This window comes from Xanthomonas hortorum, from assembly GCF_040279205.1.
Taxonomy (GTDB): Bacteria; Pseudomonadota; Gammaproteobacteria; order Xanthomonadales; family Xanthomonadaceae; genus Xanthomonas; species Xanthomonas hortorum_F.
On sequence record NZ_JBEOLS010000025.1, the window covers coordinates 25,423 to 49,751 of the forward strand.

The 24,329-nt window shown below is 62.7% G+C and carries 19 protein-coding genes and 1 pseudogene; 11 read left to right on the forward strand and 9 right to left on the reverse strand.

What is annotated here, in order from left to right:
- Positions 1 to 126: 126 nt before the first annotated feature.
- Positions 127 to 1,035, reverse strand: a complete 909-nt coding sequence (glyQ, locus tag ABS769_RS11750) for a glycine--tRNA ligase subunit alpha (protein WP_317062244.1) — start codon at positions 1,033 to 1,035, stop codon at positions 127 to 129.
- Positions 1,036 to 1,125: 90 nt separating this feature from the next.
- On the opposite strand from glyQ, the gene ABS769_RS11755 reads away from it, so the two are divergent.
- The 3 genes from ABS769_RS11755 (at position 1,126) to ABS769_RS11765 (ending at position 5,113) form a co-directional block, all read left to right on the forward strand.
- Positions 1,126 to 2,940, forward strand: coding sequence for a GspE/PulE family protein (locus ABS769_RS11755; protein ID WP_317062246.1), 1,815 nt, complete (start codon positions 1,126 to 1,128; stop codon positions 2,938 to 2,940).
- A 463-nt stretch (positions 2,941 to 3,403) separates the two neighbouring features.
- Positions 3,404 to 4,156 carry a glutamine amidotransferase gene (locus tag ABS769_RS11760; protein ID WP_317062247.1) on the forward strand — a complete coding sequence of 251 codons (753 nt, stop codon included), beginning with the start codon at positions 3,404 to 3,406 and terminating at the stop codon, positions 4,154 to 4,156.
- A gap of 57 nt (positions 4,157 to 4,213) precedes the next feature.
- Positions 4,214 to 5,113 carry a BPSS1780 family membrane protein gene (locus ABS769_RS11765; RefSeq protein ID WP_043907497.1) on the forward strand — a complete coding sequence of 300 codons (900 nt, stop codon included), beginning with the start codon at positions 4,214 to 4,216 and terminating at the stop codon, positions 5,111 to 5,113.
- 340 nt (positions 5,114 to 5,453) lie between these two features.
- Here the strand turns inward: ABS769_RS11765 and tatC are convergent, their stop codons facing one another.
- The 4 genes from tatC to ABS769_RS11785 all read right to left on the reverse strand — a co-directional run bounded on the left by tatC (position 5,454) and on the right by ABS769_RS11785 (position 8,071).
- Complete coding sequence (tatC, locus tag ABS769_RS11770) at positions 5,454 to 6,191, reverse strand: twin-arginine translocase subunit TatC (RefSeq protein WP_006449088.1); 738 nt, start codon at positions 6,189 to 6,191, stop codon at positions 5,454 to 5,456.
- Positions 6,188 to 6,853 carry a Sec-independent protein translocase protein TatB gene (tatB, locus tag ABS769_RS11775; RefSeq protein ID WP_317062248.1) on the reverse strand — a complete coding sequence of 222 codons (666 nt, stop codon included), beginning with the start codon at positions 6,851 to 6,853 and terminating at the stop codon, positions 6,188 to 6,190. The genes tatC and tatB overlap by 4 nt, the downstream gene beginning before the upstream one ends.
- A gap of 15 nt (positions 6,854 to 6,868) precedes the next feature.
- Positions 6,869 to 7,096, reverse strand: coding sequence for a Sec-independent protein translocase subunit TatA (gene tatA / locus ABS769_RS11780; protein WP_006449086.1), 228 nt, complete (start codon positions 7,094 to 7,096; stop codon positions 6,869 to 6,871).
- Between the two features lie 72 nt (positions 7,097 to 7,168).
- Positions 7,169 to 8,071, reverse strand: a complete 903-nt coding sequence (locus ABS769_RS11785) for a lipid-binding SYLF domain-containing protein (RefSeq protein WP_317062249.1) — start codon at positions 8,069 to 8,071, stop codon at positions 7,169 to 7,171.
- Between the two features lie 154 nt (positions 8,072 to 8,225).
- On the opposite strand from ABS769_RS11785, the gene hemH reads away from it, so the two are divergent.
- The 6 genes and pseudogenes from hemH to ABS769_RS11815 all read left to right on the forward strand — a co-directional run bounded on the left by hemH (position 8,226) and on the right by ABS769_RS11815 (position 17,966).
- Positions 8,226 to 9,191: a ferrochelatase gene (hemH, locus tag ABS769_RS11790; RefSeq protein ID WP_317062250.1), complete on the forward strand. Its 966-nt coding sequence runs from the start codon at positions 8,226 to 8,228 to the stop codon at positions 9,189 to 9,191.
- A 2-nt stretch (positions 9,192 to 9,193) separates the two neighbouring features.
- The gene (locus tag ABS769_RS11795) at positions 9,194 to 10,045 is read left to right on the forward strand and encodes an alpha/beta fold hydrolase (RefSeq protein WP_317062257.1); all 852 of its coding nucleotides are present in this window, start codon (positions 9,194 to 9,196) and stop codon (positions 10,043 to 10,045) included.
- A gap of 159 nt (positions 10,046 to 10,204) precedes the next feature.
- On the forward strand, positions 10,205 to 11,878 hold the full coding sequence (locus ABS769_RS11800; protein WP_317062258.1) for a type IV secretory system conjugative DNA transfer family protein: 1,674 nt from the start codon (positions 10,205 to 10,207) through the stop codon (positions 11,876 to 11,878).
- Between the two features lie 266 nt (positions 11,879 to 12,144).
- Positions 12,145 to 12,357, forward strand: a pseudogene (locus tag ABS769_RS11805) (hypothetical protein); the annotation flags it as partial.
- A gap of 862 nt (positions 12,358 to 13,219) precedes the next feature.
- The gene (locus ABS769_RS11810; RefSeq protein ID WP_317062251.1) at positions 13,220 to 17,041 is read left to right on the forward strand and encodes a zeta toxin family protein; all 3,822 of its coding nucleotides are present in this window, start codon (positions 13,220 to 13,222) and stop codon (positions 17,039 to 17,041) included.
- 277 nt (positions 17,042 to 17,318) lie between these two features.
- The gene (locus ABS769_RS11815; protein ID WP_317062252.1) at positions 17,319 to 17,966 is read left to right on the forward strand and encodes a hypothetical protein; all 648 of its coding nucleotides are present in this window, start codon (positions 17,319 to 17,321) and stop codon (positions 17,964 to 17,966) included.
- Here the strand turns inward: ABS769_RS11815 and ABS769_RS11820 are convergent.
- From ABS769_RS11820 to ttcA, 3 genes are all read right to left on the reverse strand, one after another.
- Positions 17,929 to 18,714, reverse strand: a complete 786-nt coding sequence (locus ABS769_RS11820) for a YgjP family zinc-dependent metalloprotease (protein ID WP_317062253.1) — start codon at positions 18,712 to 18,714, stop codon at positions 17,929 to 17,931. The two genes, ABS769_RS11815 and ABS769_RS11820, sit on opposite strands and share 38 nt — an antisense overlap.
- 724 nt (positions 18,715 to 19,438) lie before the next feature.
- Positions 19,439 to 20,344, reverse strand: coding sequence for a recombination-associated protein RdgC (locus ABS769_RS11825; RefSeq protein WP_006451137.1), 906 nt, complete (start codon positions 20,342 to 20,344; stop codon positions 19,439 to 19,441).
- 63 nt (positions 20,345 to 20,407) lie between these two features.
- Complete coding sequence (gene ttcA / locus ABS769_RS11830; RefSeq protein ID WP_317061434.1) at positions 20,408 to 21,322, reverse strand: tRNA 2-thiocytidine(32) synthetase TtcA; 915 nt, start codon at positions 21,320 to 21,322, stop codon at positions 20,408 to 20,410.
- Positions 21,323 to 21,649: 327 nt separating this feature from the next.
- Here ttcA and xylA point away from each other — a divergent pair, with 327 nt between their 5' ends.
- The gene (gene xylA / locus ABS769_RS11835) at positions 21,650 to 22,987 is read left to right on the forward strand and encodes a xylose isomerase (RefSeq protein WP_317061433.1); all 1,338 of its coding nucleotides are present in this window, start codon (positions 21,650 to 21,652) and stop codon (positions 22,985 to 22,987) included.
- 69 nt (positions 22,988 to 23,056) lie between these two features.
- Here the strand turns inward: xylA and ABS769_RS11840 are convergent, their stop codons facing one another.
- On the reverse strand, positions 23,057 to 24,073 hold the full coding sequence (locus tag ABS769_RS11840; protein WP_317061432.1) for a LacI family DNA-binding transcriptional regulator: 1,017 nt from the start codon (positions 24,071 to 24,073) through the stop codon (positions 23,057 to 23,059).
- On the opposite strand from ABS769_RS11840, the gene ABS769_RS11845 reads away from it, so the two are divergent.
- The gene (locus ABS769_RS11845; RefSeq protein ID WP_023905715.1) at positions 24,024 to 24,185 is read left to right on the forward strand and encodes a hypothetical protein; all 162 of its coding nucleotides are present in this window, start codon (positions 24,024 to 24,026) and stop codon (positions 24,183 to 24,185) included. The genes ABS769_RS11840 and ABS769_RS11845 overlap by 50 nt on opposite strands.
- The last annotated feature ends 144 nt before the right edge of the window (positions 24,186 to 24,329 follow it).

Below are 24,329 nucleotides of genomic sequence, written 5' to 3' on the forward strand. Positions count from 1 at the left end.
CGCCGGGAGAAGGTGCCCCAACGGGGCGGATGAGGGTACGGGCGAAGCTCTGTGGAGTTTGGGTGCAGGAGGGCTTCGCCTCCGTACCCTCACCCCAACCCCTCTCCCGGCGGGAGAGGGGCTCGGTTACTTCTTTACCCCTGGGAACCCCAGCTTCTCGCGTTGTGCGTAATACGCCTGCGCCACGCCTTGCGACAATGTGCGCACGCGCAGGATGTAGCGCTGGCGTTCGGTCACGCTGATCGCGCGGCGCGCGTCTAGCAGGTTGAACGCGTGGCTGGCCTTGGTGACCTGCTCGTAGGCCGGCAGCGGCAGGCCGACTTCGACCAGGTGCCTTGCTTCGGCTTCGCAGGCGTCGAAGCGATGGAACAGCTCGGCCACGTTGGCATGCTCGAAGTTGTAGGCGCTCTGCTCCACCTCGTTCTGGTGATAGACATCGCCGTAGCTCACCGGGGTGCCGTCCGGGCCGTAGGTCCACACCAGGTCGTAGACGTTGTCGCAGCTCTGCAGATACATGCACAGCCGTTCCAGCCCATAGGTGATCTCGCCCAACACCGGTTTGCACTCCAGCCCGCCAGCCTGCTGGAAGTAGGTGAACTGCGTGACCTCCATACCGTTGAGCCAGACTTCCCAGCCCAGGCCCCAGGCGCCGAGCGTCGGCGACTCCCAGTTGTCTTCGACAAAGCGCAGATCGTGCACCAGCGGGTCGATGCCCAGCGCCTGCAACGAGCCCAGATACAGGTCCTGGATGTTGTCCGGGTTGGGCTTCATCGCCACCTGGTACTGGTAGTAGCGCTGCAGACGGTTGGGGTTTTCGCCGTAGCGGCCGTCGGTGGGGCGGCGCGAGGGCTGCACGTAGGCCGCATTCCACGGCTCCGGCCCCAGCGCGCGCAGGAACGTGGCCGGATGGAACGTGCCCGCGCCCACTTCCAGGTCTAGCGGCTGGATCAGCACGCAGCCTTGCTCGGCCCAGTACTGGTTGAGGGTCTGGATCAGGCCCTGAAAAGTGATTGGAACGCGCCGGGAATCGGACATGCAGCAAGGGCCGTGCGGAAGGGGTGCGCTAGTATACCGGCCGACCCGCAGCGCTTTGCCGCGGAGCACCGCGGCAGGGGAACATCGAGCATGGAACAGCGGCGTACGGCCGATCCTGAAGGCGCAGTGGCACTGCTGCCGCGCGGCCGGCTGATGTTCGACCCGGTGGCTGCCGCGTTGCTTGCCGATGGCATGGTGGTGCCGCACGAACACGAGCGCGTGCAGTTCTCCGCCGCCGGCGTACGCAACGCCAGCGAAGTGCATCCGCTGGTGCTGCTGGCCAACCTCAAGCTGCATGCCGCGCAGCCGCCGGCCGGCGAACTCGGCCTGGAACGGCTGACCGAATGGATGGCCACCCGCACCGGCTTGCGTTATCTGCGCATCGACCCCACCCGCATCGATGTGGCCGCCGTCACCGGCGTGGTGTCGCATGCCTACGCACGCCGCCACCGCATCCTGCCGCTGGCGCTGGACGCCGAGCGCGTGCTGATCGCCACCAGCGAGCCGCTGGCGCTGGAATGGCTGGCAGATGTGCAGCATCTGAGCCGGCGGCGCATCGAGCTGGCGCTGATCAACCCGCTGGACCTGCATCGCTACACGATGGAGTTCTTCGGCGTCACCCAATCGGTGCGCGGCGCGCGTGGCGATGTGCGCAGCGCCGAGCCGGGCGCGGGCCTGCCCAGCTTCGAGCAATTGGTGGAACTGGGCCGCGCCGGCGACGTCAATGCCGACGACCACCACATCGTGCATATCGTCGACTGGCTGCTGCAATACGCCTACGAGCAGCGGGCAAGCGACATCCATCTGGAGCCGCGCCGCGAAGCCGGGCGCATGCGCTTTCGCATCGATGGCGTGCTGCACAAGGTGCTGGAAGTGCCGCCGTCGGTGATGACCGCGGTGGTCAGCCGCATCAAGGTACTCGGCCGCATGGACCTGGCCGAACGCCGCCGCCCGCAGGACGGCCGCATCAAGACCCGCTCGCCGGGCGGGCGCGAGGTGGAAATGCGCCTGTCCACGATGCCCACCGCGTTCGGCGAGAAGTGCGTGATGCGCATCTTCGACCCGGATTCGGCGTTCAAGAGCATCGAGCAGCTGGGTTTCAGCCCCGAAGAAGCGGCCGGCTGGAGCGCACTGGTCGAGCGCCCGCACGGCATCGTGCTGGTCACCGGCCCCACCGGCTCGGGCAAGACCACCACGCTGTATTCCACGCTCAAGCGCCTGGCCACGCCGGATGTGAACGTGTGCAGCGTGGAAGACCCGATCGAAATGATCGCGCCGGAATTCAATCAGATGCAGGTTCAGCAGAACATCGACCTGGATTTCGCCAGCGGTGTGCGCACGCTGCTGCGGCAGGACCCGGACATCATCATGATCGGCGAAATCCGCGACCTGGAAACCGCGCAGATGGCGGTGCAGGCCTCGCTCACCGGGCATCTGGTGCTGTCGACACTGCACACCAACGACGCCGCCTCGGCGATCACCCGTTTGCTGGATCTGGGCGTGCCGCACTATCTGGTCGCCTCCACGCTCAACGGCGTGCTGGCGCAGCGGCTGGTGCGCACCTTGTGCGTGCACTGCAAGCGCCCGCACACGCTCAGCGACGACGACTGGGCGGCGATCCGCGAGCCGGGCGAAGCGCTGCCGGAGGTGCTCAACGTGCACGCGCCGGTCGGCTGCCTGGAATGCCGACGCACCGGTTATCTGGGCCGTGTGGGTTTGTACGAATTGCTGCCGGTGACCCCGCGCCTGCGCAGCCTGATCCGCGCCGACACCGACCTGGCCAGCTTCAGCCACGCCGCTCGCGGCGAGGGATTGCGCACGTTGCGCCGGACGGGCCTGGAGAAGGTCGCAGCCGGGCTGACCACGGTGGAAGAAGTGTTGTCGGTGTTGCCGCCTCGGGAGTAGCGGATTGCGGGGTTTGCGCCGTTATCGTCGCAGGCAACCCTCACCCCAACCCCTCTCCCGGCGGGAGAGGGGCTCACTCAGTTCTCCCACCGTTGTTCCCTTCTCCCTGCGGGAGAAGGTGCCCGAAGGGCGGATGAGGGTACGTCAGCACGCACATGCCGCAATCGGCAGAGAATTCGGCCTCACCATTGATCAGCTACACGGCACGGCCGAGGACGGCCGGATCAGTGGCGCGGCGATCACTGCGGCAACCAAGCCGGGGACCAACGTGACCCAAACCATCTCCGCCATCACTGCTCTTACCCACACAGTGCGCGTGGCCAGCTCCCGCCCAGCCAGCAAATCATCAACACATAGCCATCCGGCATAACCTTAGCTGGATGCGTTGGCTCGCCAGTTGAAAAAAACCGGCTGGAGCTGCATACAATCGGGCACATCAGTCGCCGCTGGATTTCTCGACCGCATGTCCGCCTTGCCGTTCCTGATCATCGAAACCGGGCACCCCGTGCCGGAGATGAAGCGATACGGCCGTTTTCCGCACTGGATCCGCGTGGCGGCCGGGCTGGCCGAGCGTGAGACCGTGGTCATCGATGTCGCCAACGGCGATCGCCTGCCGGATCGCGACGGCTTTGCCGGCACCATCGTCAGCGGCTCGGCCGCCTATGTCACCGACCGCGCCGAGTGGAGCGAACGCAGCGCCGACTGGCTGCGCGAGGCTGCCCACCAGGGCATGCCGCTGCTGGGCATCTGCTACGGGCACCAGCTGCTGGCGCATGCGCTGGGCGGCGAGGTCGATTACAACCCGGCCGGGCGCGAGTCCGGCACCATCGCGCTGGAACTACACCCGCCTGCCGAGCAAGACCCCTTGTTTGCCGGCCTGCCGGCGCATTTCCCAGCGCACGCCACGCATATGCAAACCGTGGTGCGCGCCCCCGATGGCGCCATCGTGCTGGCGCATTCGCGCCAGGACCGCTGCCATGCGTTCCGCTGGGGTCAGGCCACCTGGGGCGTGCAGTTTCACCCGGAGTTCGCCACCCACCATATGCGCGGCTATGTGCAGGCGCGCGCCGAGTGCATCGCCCGCCACGGCCACTGCGCGCGCACGGTCGCCCGCGAGGTCACCGCCGCGCCGATCGCCCGCAAGCTGCTGCGCCGCTTCGTGCATCACGCACGCGGCCTGCAAACAGTGGCCACTCATTCCGCCGCGCACACCTAAAAGCAGCGATAATCGCCACACGCCGGATGGTCCGGTGCGTGTCGATCCGGAATGGGAATGAGCGAAATCCGCAAGGTGCCGGCGTCTGCCGGCGCAGAATGGCTGTTGACCGGTTTCTCGCTGCTGAAGCGGGCGCCGCTGGCGCTTGGCTCGCTGGGGGTGATCTGGAGCGTGACCGCCACCCTGGTGGTGTCGCTGTCGGTGCTGGTGCCGCTGCTTGGCCCAGCGTTGCAGTTCCTGCTGGTCCTGGCCGGCCCGTTGTTCATGGGCGGCATGCTGTGGGCGATCCGCGAGGTGGACGAAGGCCGCATCGCCAAACCGTCGCATCTGCTGCACGGCCTGCAGGACGGCCGCGCGCCGCATCTGCTGGTGTCGCTGCTGCCGCAGCTGATCGCCGGCCTGCTGCTGGGCGTGCTGCTGCTGGTGATGATCGGCGCCAACGGGCTGCAGCAATTGTCCGAGGTGATGGTCAAGATCAATCAGATCAGCCAGTCCGGCGCGCAACCGGACCCGGTGCAGATCGAGCAGCTCGCCGCCAGCCTGCCGGCCGGCCGCATCCTGCTATGGCTGCTGCTGACCATCGCCACCTTTGCGGCAATGACGCTGGCGCTATTCGTGATGCCGCCGCAGGTGATGTTCGACCGCAGCACCGGCGGCCACGCGCTGCGCGAAAGCCTGCGCGCCAGCCTGCACAACCTGCCGGCGATGCTGGTGTTTTTCGTGCTGGCCTTCATCAGCATCTTCGCGATCTATTTCGCGGTGATGATCGTGGCGCTGATCGTTGGCCTGGTCGCCGGGCAGACCGTGGCGATGTGGCTGGCCCAGCTGCTGCTGATGGCGGTGCTGATGCCGGTGTTCGCAGGCTCGGTCTACGCCGCCTGGAAGCAGATGTTCACGCACGAAGGCGCCGTTGCACAGCCGGCCCCGCCGTCGCGCCCGGACGTGTTTGCTGCCTGAAGTGTAGGAGCGCACTCGTGCGCGAAGAAGCTTTCCCGGGAAAGCCTCTATCGCGCCCGGGTGCGCTCCTACGATGAGCGGCACCTTCGGTGCCAGCTAGCACCTGCGTTGGCCTGGCGCCTTGTGCAAACAGGCGTCCATTTCGCACATCCAACCGTCGTCCTGGCACGTCAAGCACTGCGCTCTGGCCATCAAGCGCATATGTGCTTGCGACCGGATCACTTGGGATCGTAGTAGCACGCTTGCGCGCGATGAAGCTTTCCCGGGAAAGCTTCATCGCGCACAAGTGCGCTCCTACAAGGAGATGCCTGGCCACTGTCGGTGCCCGACGCGGGGCGCGCTAGGCGGCTTTCGGCCCGACCGCGCGTGAGGCGACGATGCCGAGTTCGTAGAGCAGGCACATCGGGATCGCGAGCATCAGCTGCGAGACCACGTCCGGCGGGGTGAGGACCGCGGCCAGGATGAAGATGCCGACAATGGCGTAGCCGCGGCCTTCGCTCAGTTGCTTGGGCGTGACCCAGCCCAGTAGCACCAGGATCACCAGCGCCACCGGCAACTCGAAGCTCGCACCGAAGGCGAAGAAGATCGCCAGCACGAAATCCAGATAGGAATTGGCGTCCGGGGTAATGGCGATCACGTCCGGCTTGAACGTGGTCAGGAAGTGAAACACCGCCGGCAGCACCAGGAAATAGGCAAAGGCGCAGCCGATATAGAACAACGCCACCGCCGAGGCCAACAGCGGAAACGCTAGCTTCTTTTCGCGCTGATACAGGCCAGGCGCCACGAATGCCCAGGCCTGATACAGCAGCCACGGCACGCTGAAGAACACCGCCACGAAGAAGGTCAGCTTGAGCGGGGCGAAGAACGCGCCGGCCGGGTTCATCGCGATCATCGTCTGCCCCAGCGGCAGCTGCGAAATCAGCGGTGCGGCCAGCCAGGAATAGATCGCCCGCGAAAACGGCAACAGCGCCAGCAGCACCACGCCCAGGCCGATCAGGGCGCGCACCAGCCGCGCGCGCAACTCGACCAGATGCTCGATCAGACTGCTTTCGGCCTGTGCGTCGTCGAACAGGCTCACGGCTGCTTCTCCTGGATCTTGGTTGGCGCAGTCGGCTCGGTCGGCTCGGTCGGCGCCTTCAGCGTGCTTGGCTCCATCGGCGTGGTGGTGACCGGCGTCCGAGCCTGCGCGCTGGTGCTGCTGAGATGCGCTGCATGCGGTGCCGGCACCACAGAGTCATGTGGGGCCGGCACCAATGTCTGATGGGGCGCCGGTGCAATGGGCTGTGCCTGGGCAATGACCGGTGCCGCAACCGCTGGAGCAGCGGCTGCGTCGGCAAGCGCCGACGTCCCTGCGACCGACTCAGCACTGGTCCCAGCCGACAGATCCGCATGCGCCAGCTCCAGCGGCGTCGCCACCGGTGTCGCACTGCTGCTGCGGATATCGATATCGCGGCCCACCTCGTCATGCAGCGCGCGGGCGCCCTGCTCCAGGTGCTGCTGCTTGTTGCGCAACTGGTCTTCGGCCTCGCGCAGCGAGGTCTGCACGTCCTGCAGGCTGCGCTTTAGCTCTTCGGCCTCCAGCTCGCGCTCCAGTTCCTGCTTGACCGAATCCCACTGCATGCGCGCGCGGCGCACCCACAATCCGGCAAACCGGGCCGCCTTGGGTAAACGCTCGGGACCGAGCACCACCAGGGCGACGATCGCGATCAGCGTCAGTTCGCCAACACCTATGTCAAACACCGACGCCGCTCCGGATCAACGCGCGTCGCGGTCGCGCTCGGCCTGCGCCTCACGCGCCTGCTCGGCCGTGCGTGCGTCGTCGCCAAGCTTTGCGGCCGGCTTGTCGTCGTCGTGCATGCCTTTCTTGAATTCCTTGACCGCGCTGCCGAGATCCTTGGCACCGCTGGTGAGCCGCTTGGTACCGAACACCAGCAACACGATCACCAGCACGATCAGCCAGTGCCAAATGCTGAAACCGCCCATGATCTGCTCGCTTGCTGAAAAGAAGGAAGACGCAGGATACCCCAGCGCACCGCGCAGGGGGATGACAGCGGTTTAGCGGTTGCCGTCCAGCGATTCGGTACGAATTTCGCCATCGGAGACCGGCTGGAATCCCTGTTGCGGCGGCGGCGTGGTGCTGGGCTGCATCGGCACGGTGCTGGCCTCGTTGGCCGGCGGCGGCGGAGTGCTCGCGGCCTGTGCCGGTGACGGGGTCTGCGGACGCGGTGCAGGTGCGGTGCTCTCGGCGGCGCCGTCGGTGCCGCGGTTGGCGCGCGCTGTGTAAGTGGCCTCTTCCAGGCGATCGCGGAAGGCGATCACGTCGGTGGAGGCACGCTCGTTGGTACGGCCTTCGAAGATCATGCGCGGGGTGGCGCCACCGCCGTAGGCATTCAGATCGGCGGCATCGTCGATCTGCAGGATCGCGCCATCCAGTGCGACGCCGGCGAACAGGCCGCGGGCGCGCGACCACGACCAGATTTCGGCCTTGAGCTGGCCGTCGGTGGCGGCGGCGGCATTGCGGCCGACCGGGCCGGCGGCCACGCCGGCATCGGCGCCGAGGGTGAATTTGCCGTTGACGATGTTGTCCAGGCTGCGGTCGTTGCGGAACACCAGCACCACGTCGGAGGACTGCACGCCGGCCTGGAAGCCGATGCTGCCGCCGGTGAGCTTGACGAACACCGGCTGCGACCAGCTGCCGTCGGCGTTCTTCATCGACATCAGGCCGTGGCCGCGACGGCCGCCGATCACCAGACCGGCCTTGAGCGTGTCGGGGATGACCACGATGGCGCGCGCCTCGTCGAGCAGCTTGTCCGGAATGGACTGCTCGGGGATCTTCATGATCTCGTTGAGCACGCGAACCGCGTTACGCGCGCGCTGGTCCTCTTCCGGGCCGGCAACGGCATGGCCGGCGGCGAAGGTCAACGACAACAACAGGGCCAGGCGCGACAAACGGGGCATGACAAGCTCCAAAGGACGATCCGTCAAAGATAGCAATGGCGTGACGTTAGTGGTGGCGCAATGAATCGGTGGTGAGCGCAACCGGGCGATCAAGAGGCCGTCAATCAGGTCGATCGGTGCGCTGTCCTCGGCAGCGCTGCTGCGCTCTGCCAGAATGCTCGGCATGAATACCACCTCCGATACCGCCCTGCTGGTCGTCAATCTCGGCACGCCCGAGTCGCCCACCGCCCCGGCCGTGCGCCGCTACCTGGCCGAGTTCCTCAGCGACCGCCGTGTGGTCGCGATCCCGCCGCTGTTCTGGAAACCGCTGCTGTACGGGGTGATCCTGCCGATCCGCGGGCCCAAGTCGGCGGAGAAATACGCCAAGGTGTGGCTGCCGGACGGCTCGCCGCTGGCGGTGTACACGCGCCGCCTGGCCGAGGGCCTGAAAGAGGTCATGCCCGATTGGCACGTGGAATGGGCCATGCGTTATGGCCAGCCCGCGCTGCGCAAGACGCTGGACGGCCTGCGTGCGCGCGGCATCAAGCGCATCGTGGTGCTGCCGCTGTATCCGCAGTATTCGACCACCACCACCGCCTCGATCCAGGACGTGGTGGATGCCTGGCGCCCGAGCGCGCCGGAGATCGCGGTTGAGGTGATCCAGGACTATTGCGAAGACGCCGGCTGGGTCGCAGCGATTGCCGATTCCATCCGTGCGCACTGGCAGGCGCACGGGCGCAGCGAGAAGCTGATGTTCTCCTTCCACGGCCTGCCACAACGCGTGGCCAATGCCGGCGACCCGTACCCGCAGCAATGCGAGCGCAGCGCGCAGGCGATCGTCGCCGCGCTGGGCCTGAGCACGGACGACTGGGAGATGGGTTACCAGTCGCGCTTCGGCGCGGAGCGCTGGCTGCAGCCCTACGCCGAACCCACGCTGTGGAAACTGGCCGAAGGTGGCGTGCGCAGCTTCGATCTGGTCTGCCCGGGCTTTGCCACCGATTGCCTGGAAACGCTGGAAGAAGTGGCCTTGGGCTTTGCCGAAACGCTGGCCGAGCGTAACGCCACACTGAGCTATATCCCGTGTCTCAACGCCAGCCCGGCACATGCGCAGGCACTGGCCGCGTTGGCACGTCGCGTATGAGGTTGGAGCCGTTTGCGTGCGACCTGGACATTGGCCGGATCACAGGGTTACGCAATCACGAACGCGGCCCGCGCCGGGTGCTGGCCCTGCATGGCTGGCTCGACAACGCGGCCAGCTTCCTGCCGCTGAGCGCGCATCTGCACGCGCAGGATCTGGATCTGGTGCTGCTCGATCTACCTGGTCATGGCCACAGCGCGTGGTTGCCGAGCGGTGCCGAATACACGCTCAGCAGCGCGATCGGGATTCTGCTGCAGGTGGCCGATGCGCTGGGCTGGGAGCGCTTCAGCGTGCTCGGCCACTCGCTGGGCGGCGGCGTTGCCAGCCTGCTCGCGGCCGCAGCGCCGGAACGCGTGGAAGCCTTGATCGCGATCGAGGCATTGGGCGCACTGGCCGAGCCGGTGGAGAGCACGGCCACTCGCCTGCGCGATGCAGTGGCCTCGGCTCGCACGCTGGCGCAGCGGCCGCTGCGGGTGTTTCCATCGATGGAGATGCCGGTCCGCGCACGCATGATGGCCAACCAGCTCACCGAACCGGCCGCACGCCTGCTGGTGGAGCGCGGCGTGCGCGCGGTGGAAGGCGGCTATAGCTGGTGCAGCGACCCGCGCCTGACCTTGCCGACCGCGATCCGCATGACCGAGGCGCAGATCGACGTATTGCTGGCCTCCATCGCCTGCCCGACCCAGGCCATCTTCGCCACGCCGGCGCAGGTGTATTTCCCGGATGCGTTACGCGATCACCGCGTGGCGCTGATGCGCGATGCGCGCCTGCATCTTCTGCCGGGCACGCACCACGTGCATATGGAAACGCCGGAAGCGGTGGCGGCGGTGATCAATGGGTTTTGGAAATGTCTCTGATCAGCCCACCCAAATCAAATGCATATCTCGTATCAAACAAGAATTTAGATCCAAAGCAGGCTGCAATCCTGTAAAAGCCCGAAGATTATCTATACAGAGAGAAAAGGATTTCCAGATGGGAGACGTCTCGCTATGAGAAGCCCGTTGTTCAAGACCGGTATGACGCTGTGTCTGTTGGCGCTTGCCTTGGTAGCGGGCCTTTACTTATCTAGCCAGCTAACTCTGGCGTTGTTGAAGCTTACTGTGCCGCTCCGCTGGGGCGCCTACTGGTCTTACGTCAAAGCGCTCGACCTCCCGCAGTTCGCTCCCTATGCCAGCAAGATCAAGCTGGCCGGCGCCATTGGCTTCGGTGTGCCGCTCCTGGCCTGGTTCGCGTTGCTGATCCCCCTGTTCAAGCCAAAGGCCGCCGCCTTGCATGGCGACGCGCGCTTTGCCTCCGGAAGTGATCTGGCCAAGAAGGACATGCTCAAACCGTCGCCAACCGGCATTGTGGTTGGCAAGCACGGCGGCAAGCTGGTGCGCTTGCCTGGTCAGCAGTTTGTGATCCTGGCCGCGCCGACGCGCTCAGGTAAGGGGGTGGGCATCGTCATTCCCAATCTGCTCGACTACCAAGGCTCAGTGGTGGTTCTAGACATCAAGCAGGAAAATTTTGATCTGACTTCCGGCTGGCGCAAGAGCCAAGGCCAAGAGGTCTTTTTGTTCAACCCCTTTGCCGAAGACGGGCGCACCCACCGCTGGAATCCACTGAGCTACATCTCTCCGGATCCGGCGTTTCGCGTGTCGGATCTGATGAGTATCGCGGCGATGCTCTACCCGGATGGCTCCGATGCCCAGAAGTTCTGGGTGAGCCAGGCCCGCAATGCTTTCATGGCGTTTACGCTCTATCTGTTTGATAGCCTCGATGATCAGATCAAGCGCAAGCACCCGAAAGACACCTGGATGTTCCCAACCCTTGGGATGCTCTATCGCGTGTCGTCCGGCGATGGGAGCGACTTGAATGGCTACCTCAAAAAGCTCTCGCAGCGCGACTTCCTGGGCCGGGACGCCAAGACGGCGTTCGACAATTTGCTCTCGCAGGCTGAAGAAACCTTTGCTTCGATCATGGGCACGTTCAAGGAGCCGCTCAACCAGTTCATCAATCCGATTCTCGATGCGGCAACCAGCGGCAACGATTTCTTGCTGACCGATGTGCGCAAGAAGAAGATGAGCATCTACATCGGCATCCAGCCGAACAAGCTTGCCGAAAGCCGCTTGTTGATCAACCTGCTGTTTAGTCAGCTCATCAACCTCAACACCAAAGAGCTGCCGCAAAACAACCCAGCGCTCAATCATCAATGCTTGCTACTCATGGACGAATTCACGTCCATCGGCCGGGTCGACATCATCGCCAGCGCGGTGAGCTACATGGCCGGCTACAACATCCGCTTGCTGCCGATCATCCAGAGCATGGCGCAGCTGGACGCGACCTATGGCAAGGATGTCTCGCGCACCATCATCACCAACCATGCGTTGCAAATCGTCTATGCCCCGCGCGAGCAGCAAGACGCCAACGACTACTCGGACATGCTCGGCTACACCACGGTCCGCAAGAAGAACAAGTCGCACACCAGTGGCAAGCAAAGCAGTGTGTCTTACTCGGAGACCGAGCAGCGCCGCGCCTTGATGCTGCCGCAAGAGTTGAAGGCGATGGGCTTCGATAAGGAGGTCTTTCTCTACGAAGGCATTCCAAACCCGGTGCTCTGCGAGAAGATCAAGTATTACGAAGATGCCTACTTCACCAAGCGCTTGTTGCCGAAGGTGAAGATCGAAGCCTTAAAGATGGTCCCCGCATGAGTGATAGCACGTCTTCCAATAGGCATCTAAGTAGATCAAAGGCTGATGGAGTCCATGGTCAACAGCGGCTGCGTGATCTGGGAATAATCAATGCGCGCACTGTGCAGCAGTTGGGGCAATTGCAACCAGGTGCGTTCGTAGCAACGCCTAAGCGCAAGCCCAATCTTCCACGTCCAATGCAACGCCTAGATCAGGAGGCTGCCATGATCCAGAATAACGATTTCTCTCCTGATTCGATCGGCAAACGACCGCCAGTGCCACAAGGCTTGCGCGAAAGCTTCAAGGATTACCCCGATCACATCGCGCGGTTGGAAAGCGCCCTCCAAGAGTCGGTCGATAAGCCATCGCCGATCACCCCTCCGTTGGAGTTTGCGATCTGGGCGATCGAGGGCTGTATCGATACTTTCATTGACGAGTCAAGCGAAAAGCTGCGCATTGCGGAGCAAACAGGTGACCAAGAGGCAATCGCACTAGCGAGGTCAACGCATCTGCTTATGCTTCACAGCGCCGCTAAGGGCGCATGGAAGGGGCAGAACTTGATGGATTATTTTGGCTTCCCGAGTTCGAAGTATCCCAATGGTCAAAGCCAGCGCACTGATCAGGATGTTCAAATGATACAGGAAAATTCTCCTTCATCTGGCTCCATTGGCGAATATCCTCCCGTTCCCGAAGGGTTGCAGAAAATTTTTCAGGAATACCCTGAATATATGGATAGATTGAAATCGGCCCTCAAAGAGTCGGTGGATAGTCCGTCATTGGTCACTCCTCCTCTTGAGATTGCAATATGGAACTTAGAAGATTGCTTGGATTCCATCTTGGGTGAAGTCAACAGGGAGCTTAGGGAAGCTGAGGAGGACGGTGACCCGGTAAAATTGGAGGCGGCCGAGAAAAAGCGTAGGCAGCTTGGGCCTGCGGGGTTCAGTCACAACTGGAAAGGCAGCAATATGCTTGCCTACTTCGAAGAACGCATGCCTGCGCCAACCTCTCCTGGCAGGGGAAATTCCGACATGTTCAAGCGCGATAATGAAAAAAAACTACTTCCGCCTCCCGTGCCGCAGAGCTTGCGTGAACTACTCGCAGACTACCCCGAGCTGATCCAAAGTCTTCAGGAAGTTCTCGATGCGTACATCAAGAAACCTTACATTTTAATGCCATTTGAAGGCGCCATTTGGGCTCTTGAAGGAAGGATTGGATCTTTCATGTCCGAAGCCAGCGAGGAACTCGAAGCCGCCTATGCCAGTGGGGATCCTGCGGCGATTGAGAGGGCCGAGAAGAAGGACTTTGCTGTTGGATACAGTCGTTTAAACATGGGTGCAATGTCTGATTTAGCCTCTTACTTTGATGGCACGCAAGGTCATGAGTGATTACGCGCTTACCCATGATGAGCACGGGAAGATTCTCAATGAAAAAATCTTTCCAAGAAGTGGCTTGTTACAAAAAACGTCGTTCGATCATCCCAATGCGATCATCCTGGCAGGCCAACCGGGTGCAGGTAAGGGAGGGCTTGCCAAAGTAGCTCAGCTTGAGCTCATCGGGGATGTAGTAAAGATCGATCCAGACGAATTACGCGACTTTCATCCCCAAGTAAGAGCTATCCGCAATGCTCACCCCTACACCTGGTCCGGCTACACCCATCCCGATGCCAGTCAGTGGGCCGATGAGCTGCTGCAGGCCACCATCGAAGGCAGGAAGAACCTGATCTTCGACACCACGCTCAGTAATGGCCAGTGGAGTTCGGAACTGATCAAGGATCTGCAATCGCGCGGCTACCATGTCGAGGTGCGTGCAATGGCCGCGCACAAGCTGGAAAGCGAGCATGGGGTCGACGCAAGGTTTGCTCAACAGCTGGATCTGGAAGGCCACGGCCGCTACGTGCCCGAAGGCGCGCGCGAGGCCATTTACACCAAGCTGCCGATCAGTCTGGACACCGTACATGAGCAAACCAGCGCGCCGATCCGTATCTTCAACCGCCAAGGTGCTGAGGTTTACGATAGTCGCACTGATGCACGTCCACCGGGACAGGTATTGGAGCAGGCGCGCAACGCGTGGTTCAAAGATCCTGTCGCGACACAGAAGCTCCGCGAGAGTTGGCAACAACAGGCCGATTGGCACCGTGATCTACCGGAACACGCGCAAGCGATTCCGAAATCCGATCCTGCTCTCCGAGCGAAGTTGCTCGCAGAGCATGCCGAGTTGCACGTCAGTGACGGCGTGAACAGCCGGCTGGAAGGCATTGCCACTATTGATGAACTCGTGCGGCCAGGGGCTCCGCCTGCACGCGTGCCTGTGCCCGAGCCGGAGATCCCAGGCTTGCGTCGCGCCGGCATGACAGCAGGGCTTGCGGGTTTAGGTGTTGCCGCCACTGCCTACGATGCGTCGCAAACCGGAGAGCGTGTTGGCACGCTGTTGGCACAAGACAACCTCACCGCTGCACGCTCAGAAGCGTTGCACTTTGCTGCGCGAGGCACGGGCGGCTGGGCGGGAGGCGCCGCCGCCGCTGCCGTTGTTGGCACAACCGGCGCCGGGCCTGTCGCGTTGGTGGTGGCCGATGGTTATCTGTTCAGTGCCGCTGCCGACAAGGCGGCGACGCTGTGGGACAACCGTCAGATCTATACACAGACCGACAAGCAGGGCGTGAGCTGGGAGTTCAACGGCAGCCAGTGGCTTCGCCAAGAAAAAGCCGACCTGCAAGACGATGGCGTGGATACGCCACAGAAGCAGGGCATGTTCGCGCTGCCCGAAAAAGCGCGCGAGCTGAACTATCACGCCAGTGGCGAAGCGACCGAGCAAGCGCTTGGCAAGGTGCAACCCAGTAATCCTTATGTGCAGCCATCCAGTGAGACAGACGCTGCGCATCTTTACGCACGGGATTGGCGGCATGATCCGGCAAGTGGCCAGTGGTCTCGGATGGTCGCCGACGAAGTCGATCGGAACGATCGGCCCATCTGGACGGTGGATCCAGCAAGCACTGAGCGCAATGCCGCGTTGGACCAGCAAGCAGCCCAGGTAGTTGACGCCAACATCGCCCGAGGTCCGGCCGCAATTGCAGCAACCTATCAAGCTGCGTATCAGCGCAATGGTTGGGGGGACTTCGGCCCCGTGCCAGCGGCCGTGCAAACAGCCTTGAACCCGGACTCGTTGCAAGCCTCGGACGGCAAGCAGTATCAGCGCGATACGCAAGGTCAGTGGCGCCACGACGGCGTTGCTGCCGAAGGCAATGTCCCGTTGGAACTCAACGCAACGCGCGAACGCTTGCAACCGGCATTGGAGCAGCACGCGCAAGCGTTGGCACAGATGCCGGCAAGGCAAACGCCAACGCCACAGCAACAAGACCAGGCCAACACCGAGGCGACCTATGCCGCCTATGGCGTTGCGCCCAATGGCCAGACTGCGGACGCGATCCAGCTTGCGGTGCAAAGGACACGTGAGGCAAACGGGATTGATGCCGCGACCAGCTCTTTGGCATTGGAGCGTGATGCGACCGGCCAATATTCGGTGGACAGCCCCATCCAGCATCTGAGCCGTGGTGCTGATGGTCTGGTGCGCGTCGCAGCAACCACCAGCACCGCCGACATCCATCAGGCACTCGGCGAGGTGCAGTCACTTCGGCAGGAGCAGCCCCCTTCGGCCGGTGCACCAGACCTGCGCATTGATGCGCAATCGCCACAAGAACGCGATGCTTACGAGCAAGCGTTGCGGGAGGCCAATCGGCAAGGTGTGTCCACGCAAGAAGCGCAACAGGTCGCAAGCTTTGCGGCGACAGCTGTTACCGCCCCGCATGTGGACGAAACCCGAGCGCCTCAGGCAGCCATTGATGCGCAGAGGGATAGAGACGTTGCACGCGCTGCTGAGCAGCCTGCTGTAGCAGAGGCCGGCACACCTGCTCCGGTCGTGATGCCTGTCCCCGTCAACGCGCCTCTGCCAGAAGACGTGCGCCCGGTCGCCAAGCCTGCCGAACCGAAGCCCGAACCTGTCCAACAACGTAAACCACAGGAGACCCAAGCGCCTGAGGTTGCCTCACCCCCGACAGCCGGCGCAGTCCAGCCTAAGGCGGAGGCATCGGTTCCAACGGCGGCGAGCGCGTCTGCGCCGAGTGCCGGGCCGGCATCATCAGTTTCAACCTCTCCCGATCAAGCGCCTACTCAGGCCGCTGCGCCAGTGTCGCCGGCATCCCATGAAGTGGAAGTGCTGCGCCTCGGCGACCGAGGGCAGGAGGTCGAGTTCTTGCAGTATCGCTTGCAGCAAGTGGATGCCCGTGGTCCAAACTGTCAGGCCGTGCCGCAAGACGGGCACTATGGTCCGGAGACCGAACATGCCGTGAGGCAGTTCCAGCAAGACCAAGGGTTGCCGGCAACAGGCGTTGCCGGCCAAGACCTGGATGCGGCGTTGTCCCAGGCACAAAGCGCGCGCCGAGATGCCTTGAAACCCACAGCGCCGACACTGGCAAATGGGCCGGTGGAGCAGGGCAGTGAGCAGCAAGCCCGAGTAGGCACGCCACAGAACGATGCGCCATCGGCTGTTCCATTGCAGGCAGAGCAGCAAGAGGCGATGCAGGCCTCGTCGCCGGCAATTCCAACGCAAAGCGAAGTGCCGGCGCAGATCGTATTGCCGGAGCGCCAACCCGCTGCCTATGCGTCATCGCCAGGTTTGGGTGGGACAACTGCCCGCTCTAACGCACACGAACACGATGAGGATCGGGTCGAGCAAGCAAGGCCCTTCCAAGATGCCGCTCAGCAGGCGTTTCCCTCTGATCATCGGGATTATGCGTTGTTCTCTGCCATCCAGGCGCAGCTCCCGAAAGGCACCTCCGATGAGAAGACCGCTGAGGTATTGCATGCCGTCAAAGAGTCAGGGATCGAACGTGCGGCTGAACTCCGCAAAGTGATCATCCAAGATGATGTCGCCTTTGTCTTTGGCAAAACGCCCGGCTTTCACTCGGAAACCTCGCTCAACACGCCATCGCCTGGCATCAATGAGACCTTGCAGAAGACGGAGGCATTGGATCAGCAACGGGCGCAGGAGATGGTGCAGTTCCAGCGCGAGCGCGAAGAAATCGACAAGAACCCAACGGGCCCAGTGATGACGCTTGCTGCGCGCTCCCAGCAGCAGGGGATGTCGGACGCGTCTAGTGGTGATGGAGGCGGTGGCGGAGGGAATGGTTGAAAATTAACTTAACATCTAAAAATAATTAAGTATGTACGCCATCGCGCGCCGCATGAAATAGAGCGCGCCGGGGTATTTTCCATAATCTACGGCATATCAGTTTATTTAAATTATAAAATCCCCCTAAAAACAAACTCCATTTAACATGAATTAAAGCCTAAATCCTTCTAGCGAAAAATCTAAGAATTGGCTAAGCAGGGCTAAATTAATTTTAGTCTGGGTTATTTCTTTATTTATTTTTATAGCCACATATTCACGCACTTTATTTATAATAATGATGTCCGAGTACGATTTCTTTTCATATGATTTATTTAAAGAGGGCGTATTTGGAATGACGGTTTTCTATGTAACGACCGAGTTGATGATGATGTTGGCAGGCATAGCGCTTTTTGGCTTCTTTATTCCTGCAGCCGAATGGATTAAAAACAAAAAATTTCCGAGATCCAATTTTATATTTTTTGGATTTATTAACATTTTGTGCTGGTTAATTTTCTTTGGCGAAATTTACAAAAGTGGCTGGAGTTTCGAGCGAACTTTTCCCCCACTGGCTCTCTCGGCGGTAGCCGCCCTTTATCTTGCGTCTTTACTCCACGCATCACGAACGCGCAGAATAAAATCAGCTGTAGCGCTAATAGTGACTTTGTGCTCACTCGCCGCAATTTGGCAAAAGCCCATGGTTGAACTACTTTCCAAAGGTTTGCGTGCTTATGGTGTAGGCGGTGAGCTCCTAGTTCAGATCGAGTATCCTGACGGAAAAGTGACGAAGGGCAAGCTAATCCTCCTTTCTCCAGAAAACGCTTACGTCATTCCAGAAGGCGACCCTGGCTCTATTGCAACAATCCGGCGTAGCGCTATAAAAATCATCAAAGTCACTAATAAAGCGCCGGTCACTCCGCCTGCAACAACCGCCGCAACTGCGCCTTGAGTTGGCGGCCGTGTTCGTGGAAATAGCTGCGTTCGTCGCGCCAGGCAGGAAAGCGCTGTTCCACTTCGGCCCAGAACGCGGGCGAGTGATTGGCCTGTACCAGATGGCAGAGCTCGTGCACCAGCACGTACTCGAACGCGGACGGGCGGCCGAGTACCAGCGCCAGATCCAGCGCCATCGAGCCATCCGGTGCGAGCGAGCCCCACTGCGAGGACATTACCTTCAGCCGCACCCGTGCCGGTGCGCGCGGCAAGCCGGGCAGATAAGTCGGTAGCCAACGGCCGACGTCGGCACGTGCCTGCGCTTCGTAAAATTCCTTCAGCGTGCGGCGCAGACCTGCATCGCCCAGTCGTGTGGGCACATGGAATTGCGCGCCGTCATCAGTGATGTCGATGCGTGCGTAGCGCCCGTCGTGCCAGCTCAGCGGCAGCAAGGCGCCGCGTAACGGCAGCAGCCCCGGCACGCCACGCTCCAGCGCGGGGAAGGCATCCACCTGCTGATAGCGCGACAGCTGCGTGCTCAGCCACTCCAGGTGCGCCATCAAAAAACGTTCGCCGGAAATCAGGCTGGCGCGGATCGGCAGCGTCAGCCGGGCGCCGCGTTCGTCCACGCTGAGCTTGATGCGCCGCGCACGCGGGTCGCGCACGCGCAACACCTCGATCTGCCGCCCCTCCAGTTCAAGACGCACGCAGTCGCGTTCGACAAGCTGCGGTGTGGGCGCGATGAGGCGGCGGACGGGCTTGAACATGGGCACAGGATAGCGCTGCGATGTGTCAGGTGGTGAGATGGAATGATTGAGACATCCGATGACGGCGCGCGCGTGATCTGTGGTGGCACTGCATCCATCACGCCATCCCTGGCGCAATGCGCAACGCGCAGCTCAACGCGCCCTCAACCAGCTCGGCTTGGCAACATCCAGACGATGCTGAAGCTCTCGGTCACCTTGAGAGGTGATTGAACGGTGTGGATGCGTCGGTTGTGGAGCGGATGATCTGCGGCTTGGTTGCAGGGCCCTTGCCCGCCCACCGTCGCGGGACACGCCGCAAGTAAGACCCTGTAGCTCTCGGTCACCTTGAGAGGTGATTGAACGGTGTGAATGCGTCGGTTGTTGGGCGGCTGATCTGCGGCTTGGCTGTAGGGCCCTTGCCCGCCCACCATCGCGGGACACGCCGCAAGTACGTCCCTGTAGGCTCTTACGCGGCATCCATGCCGAGTAAGGTCCCGCGACGGTGGGCGGGCAAGGACCTGTCGAGATGGTCGGTGTGCATGTTTTCAAGCAACCAGCAAACTGTCTAGTGCGGTGTCCTCACCGATTGCGGGACCGTGTGGCGGCATGGATGCCGCCACCGAGCCTACATGGACGTACTTGCGGCGTGTCCCGCAAGCGGTGAGGACACCGCGCCCTCGACCATCCAGGCGTTTGACTTAAACCCCCAATCGCCCCTCAACGACGCCACTGTTCGACGTTCCGTTTACTCCGCCTTGCTCAGCTTCAACGCGGTTTCCAGCAACAGGAACAGGCGGCGCACTTCGGCGCTCATCAGCGCGAAGCGGGCGTCGAGTTCGGCGCGTGCGCCGTCGTCGTCGCTGTGTTCGAGCTGGTCCAATGCGCCGTCGAGGAACTTGAGCTTGCGGATCACCAGATCGTCGCCGAGCACGAACGACAGATTGTCGTCCAGCACCAGCGCCAGCTTGGTGACCTGCTTGCCGGATTCCAGGTGCTTGTCGATCTCCTCGCCGCGCAGTTCCTGATGCTGGCACTTGACCACCGCGCCGCCTTCGATCGGATCCTTCATCTCGCACTCTTCGCCCAGGCTCAGGCCTTCGGGCAGGGGCTCGCCGGCGATCCAGCCGGTGAGGATGGCGCGCGGGGCGACTTCGGCATTCAACGGCAGTGCCGGGAAGCTGCCGAGCGCGCCGCGGATCTCGCTCATCACGTTCTCGCCGCTCTTGCGACTGGAGCTGTTGACCGCGATGTAGCCGTGCTGCAGATCCAGGATGGCATCGGTGCGCGAGCTCTTGACGAAGGCGCGCGGCAACAGTTCATGGATTAGGTCGTCCTTGAGGCGCTTGCGGGCCTTGCCGCCGGGGCGACGGCCTTCCTTCTCTTCGATTTCGGCGACCTTGCGCTCGAGCAGGTCGTTGACCACCGCACCGGGCAGGATCTTGTCCTCGCCACCGACGGTGAGCCAGAGGAAATCTTCCAGACGATGCGAGAGCACTTCCTGCTCGTCGCGGCCGAACGGGGAGATGAAACCGCGCGAGCTCATTTCCAGTGGGCCGACTGGCTTGAGCTGCACTTGCGGCAGCAGCGTGTCGATTTCGGAGAAATCCAGCGTGGTCGGAAAGCGGAACAAGGTGAGATTGCGAAAGAACATGCGTAAGACCGAAGAGGAGGAAACGTGGAGGGTGGAAGACCGACGGCGGCCGGATGGGCCGCGTCAGTCGCTGTCGTGTGTGATATCGCTTGCGGCGAGCCAGGCGTTGGAATCGGGATCGGGCGATGCTGCGTCATTGCAGCCGCCCAGCGACAGGAAATCGAACAGGGTGCGGTCGGCCAGTTGCTCGGGCCGCACATCGCCCAGCGCGCGGGCGATCTGTTCGACCCGCCCGGGCTGCTCGCGATCCCATTGCTGCAACATGCGGCCGACCTGCTGGCGCTGCAAATTTTCCTGGCTGCCGCACAGGTTGCACGGAATGATCGGGAACTGGCGTGCCTGCGCGTAGGCGGCGATGTCGGCTTCACGCACATAGGCCAGCGGGCGGATCACCACATGCTGGCCATCGTCGCTGCGCAGCTTGGGCGCCATTGCCGCGAGCCGGGCGTGGTGAAACAGGTTCATGAAGAACGTGGCCACGATGTCGTCGCGATGATGGCCGAGCGCGATCTTGGTCACGCCGTGCGCCTGCGCGTAGGCATACAGCGCGCCGCGCCGCAGCCGCGAGCACAACGAACACATGGTCTTGCCGGCCGGAATCACCCGGCTGACCACCGAATAGGTGTCCTGCTCGACGATGTCGAACGGCACGTCCAGGCCACGCAAATAGGTGGGCAACACCTGCGCGGGAAAGTCTGGCTGCTTCTGGTCCAGATTCACCGCCACCAGGGTGAACGGCACCGGCGCCTTGCGCTGCAGGTGCAGCAGCATGTCCAGCAAGGTGTAGCTGTCCTTGCCGCCGGACAGGCACACCATGATCTTGTCGCCGGCGGCGATCATGCCGAAATCGGCAATCGCCTGGCCCACCTGGCGCTGCAGGCGTTTGCCCAGGCGCAGCTGCTCACGCTGCAACCGCTGGCGCGGGTCGCGCGGCGCAGGGTCGGCCAGGGGTTGCGGCAGCGGCAGGACAGCGGTCATAAGCCGGCCATTGTAGCTGCCCCGCGCGCGGCGGGCCGGGGCGCGGCGCGTGCGGCTGAATGAGCGGTCAGTTGCTTGTAGGTGGGGCGTGCTGCGGTCGTTCGCCGTGCCGCATGGCTAGCGAGCCCATCACGGCTGCGCGGTGCGCCGCGGGGCCGGTTGCACGGCGGACATCTCGCAGCGCAGCAAGCCTTTCTGCGCCGGGCTGGGTAAAGTCCGGCAGACCGCTTCACTCGGGATCGGCATGGCATCTTCGGCTTCGCTGCATGGCGCGGCTTTTTTCAGTCGCGATTTTGGTAGCGCTAACATTCTCAGGAGTTCGACCGTATGAGCAACACTGTCTACATCGGCGCCAAAGAATATTTCCCCGGCATCGGCAAGATCGATTTCGAAGGCCGCGACTCTGACAACCCGCTGGCCTTCAAGGTCTACGACGCCAACAAGCAGATCGGCGACAAGACCATGGCCGAGCATCTGCGCTTTGCGGTGGCCTACTGGCACAGCTTCTGCGGCAACGGCGCCGATCCGTTCGGCCCGGGCACGCGTGCGTATCCGTGGGATGTGGGCAACACCGCGCTCAATCGTGCCGAAGCCAAGGCCGATGCCGCATTCGAATTCTTCACCAAGCTCGGCGTGCCGTACTACTGCTTCCACGACATCGATCTGTCGCCGGATGCGGACGACATCGGTGAGTACGAGAGCAACCTCAAGCACATGGTCGGCATCGCCAAGCAGCGCCAGGCCGATACCGGCGTCAAGCTGCTGTGGGGTACCGCCAACCTGTTCTCGCACCCGCGCTACATGAATGGTGCCTCGACCAATCCGGACTTCAATGTGGTGGCGCGTGCGGCGGTGCAGGTCAAGGCCGCGATCGATGCCACCGTCGAGCTGGGCGGCGAGAACTACGTGTTCTGGGGCGGCCGCGAAGGCTACGCCTGCCTGCACAACACGCAGATGAAGCGCGAGCAGGACAATATGGCGCGCTTCCTCACCCTGGCACGCGACTATGGCCGTGCGATCGGATTCACCGGCAACTTCCTGATCGAGCCCAAGCCGATGGAGCCGATGAAGCACCAGTACGACTTCGACAGCGCCACGGTGATCGGCTTCCTGCGTCAGCACGGCCTGGATCAGGATTTCAAGCTCAATATTGAAGCCAACCACGCCACCTTGTCCGGCCACAGCTTCGAGCACGACCTGCAGGTGGCTTCCGATGCCGGCCTGCTGGGCAGCATCGACGCCAACCGCGGCAACCCGCAGAACGGCTGGGATACCGACCAGTTCCCGACCGACCTGTACGACACCGTCGGCGCGATGCTGGTGGTGCTGCGTCAGGGCGGGCTGGCACCGGGCGGCTTGAATTTCGATGCCAAGGTGCGGCGTGAGTCGTCCGACCCGCAGGATCTGTTCCTGGCGCATATCGGCGGCATGGACGCGTTCGCACGTGGGCTGGAAGTGGCCAACGCGCTGCTGACGTCCTCGCCGTTGGAACAGTGGCGCGCCGAGCGTTACGCCAGCTTCGACAGCGGCGCCGGTGCGGCATTCGCCGATGGCACCAGCACGCTGGTGGATGTGGCCCAGCACGCGGCCGGCAATGCGCCAAAGCAACTCAGTGGCCGTCAGGAAGCCTACGAGAACCTGATCAATCAGTATCTGACGCGTTGATGCTGTGCAGATGATCGTCTGTACACGCGGGCGATCATCTACTGCCTGCGCGCATGGCCGCGTGCAGCGTTACGGTTGTTCTGCTGCATCCGGCGCTGCCGGTGCGGCTACCGAATCCCGCTTGACCAGCAGGTGCGCGACCACATGATCGACCATCTTCGCCGTACGCTCCTTGGCACGAATCGTCTTCAACAGGATATCCAGTGCGGCGTCGGCCATGGCGGCGATAGGCTGCTGCACGGTGGTGAGTTCGGGCCACACTGCGGTGGCGGCGGAAGTATCGTCGAAACCGACCACCGACAGATCGCGCGGCACATCCAGCCCGCGCCGGTGCGCGACCGAGATCGCGGCGGCGGCCATATCGTCGTTGCTGGCGAAGATTGCGCTGGGGCGGCGTTTGCGCGCCAGCAATTTTTCCGCAGCGACCAGACCCGATTTGTAGGTGTAGTCACCCGGCTGCACCAGATGCCGATCCAGGCGCAAGCCGGCATTGGACAGCGCCGCTTGAAAGCCTTCGAAACGGCGTGCGCTGGCGGACAGATTGGGATGCCCGGCGATGTAACCAATGCGGGTATGCCCCTGCGCTATCAGATGCTCGGTGATCTCCTTGGCAGCGGCGAATTCGTCGATGCGCACGCAGGCGACATCCGGGCTGAAGTGGTTGGAGGCGATCGCCACCACCGGCACCTTGGCGCGTACCAGCTCCAGTACCGCGGCCTTGGACTCACACAGCGGCGGCGGCAGGATCACCCCGGCCACGCCCTTGGCGAGCTTGCGTGCGGCACGGCGTTCGGCGTCGGCATCCAGGTCGTCCCAGCAGTCGATCACCAACTGGATCGAGGTGCGCGAGGCCACCCGCAACACGCCCAGCAGCAACTCGCGCAAATACGCGCCACTGGGGTCGCTGTAGATCAACGCGATACGCAAGCTTTGCGCGGCGGCGAGTGCACTGGCGGCCAGGTTGGGCGTATAGCCGAGCTTGTCCACCGCGCGCAGCACGCGCGCACGGGTGGCATCGCGCACGCTGCCGTTGTTGTTGACCACGCGCGAGACCGTCATCGGCGAGACCTTCGCCAGCGCCGCCACCTCATTGATGGTGATCGCGCGGCTGGTGCGGCGGACCGATTTCCTGACCTTCTCCAAGCGTGGCCTCTTCAAGTGGGTGGCGAATCTGCACGATGCACACATGCTGCAGTGAGAACGCAAGCGCCGCATGCATGCGTGACGATGCGAGGCATGGTACCGGGAAGCAGGCACAGCGGCGATACACGGCTGCGTGCGTTCGCGCCGATGGAGCATGCCGTATGAGCAGATGTTTGACTGGTCGCCGCGTCGCGGATTG

Excerpts from the sequence above, each read along its gene's own strand:
- glyQ (WP_317062244.1), bottom strand. The coding sequence starts at position 1,035 with ATGTCCGATTCCCGGCGCGTTCCAATCACTTTTCAGGGCCTGATCCAG.
- ABS769_RS11755 (WP_317062246.1), top strand. The coding sequence starts at position 1,126 with ATGGAACAGCGGCGTACGGCCGATCCTGAAGGCGCAGTGGCACTGCTG.
- ABS769_RS11760 (WP_317062247.1), top strand. The coding sequence starts at position 3,404 with ATGTCCGCCTTGCCGTTCCTGATCATCGAAACCGGGCACCCCGTGCCG.
- ABS769_RS11765 (WP_043907497.1), top strand. The coding sequence starts at position 4,214 with ATGAGCGAAATCCGCAAGGTGCCGGCGTCTGCCGGCGCAGAATGGCTG.
- tatA (WP_006449086.1), bottom strand. The coding sequence starts at position 7,096 with ATGGGCGGTTTCAGCATTTGGCACTGGCTGATCGTGCTGGTGATCGTG.
- ABS769_RS11785 (WP_317062249.1), bottom strand. The coding sequence starts at position 8,071 with ATGCCCCGTTTGTCGCGCCTGGCCCTGTTGTTGTCGTTGACCTTCGCC.
- hemH (WP_317062250.1), top strand. The coding sequence starts at position 8,226 with ATGCTCGGCATGAATACCACCTCCGATACCGCCCTGCTGGTCGTCAAT.
- ABS769_RS11800 (WP_317062258.1), top strand. The coding sequence starts at position 10,205 with ATGACGCTGTGTCTGTTGGCGCTTGCCTTGGTAGCGGGCCTTTACTTA.
- ABS769_RS11810 (WP_317062251.1), top strand. The coding sequence starts at position 13,220 with ATGGCACGCAAGGTCATGAGTGATTACGCGCTTACCCATGATGAGCAC.
- ABS769_RS11815 (WP_317062252.1), top strand. The coding sequence starts at position 17,319 with ATGTCCGAGTACGATTTCTTTTCATATGATTTATTTAAAGAGGGCGTA.
- ABS769_RS11820 (WP_317062253.1), bottom strand. The coding sequence starts at position 18,714 with ATGTTCAAGCCCGTCCGCCGCCTCATCGCGCCCACACCGCAGCTTGTC.
- ABS769_RS11825 (WP_006451137.1), bottom strand. The coding sequence starts at position 20,344 with ATGTTCTTTCGCAATCTCACCTTGTTCCGCTTTCCGACCACGCTGGAT.
- ttcA (WP_317061434.1), bottom strand. The coding sequence starts at position 21,322 with ATGACCGCTGTCCTGCCGCTGCCGCAACCCCTGGCCGACCCTGCGCCG.
- xylA (WP_317061433.1), top strand. The coding sequence starts at position 21,650 with ATGAGCAACACTGTCTACATCGGCGCCAAAGAATATTTCCCCGGCATC.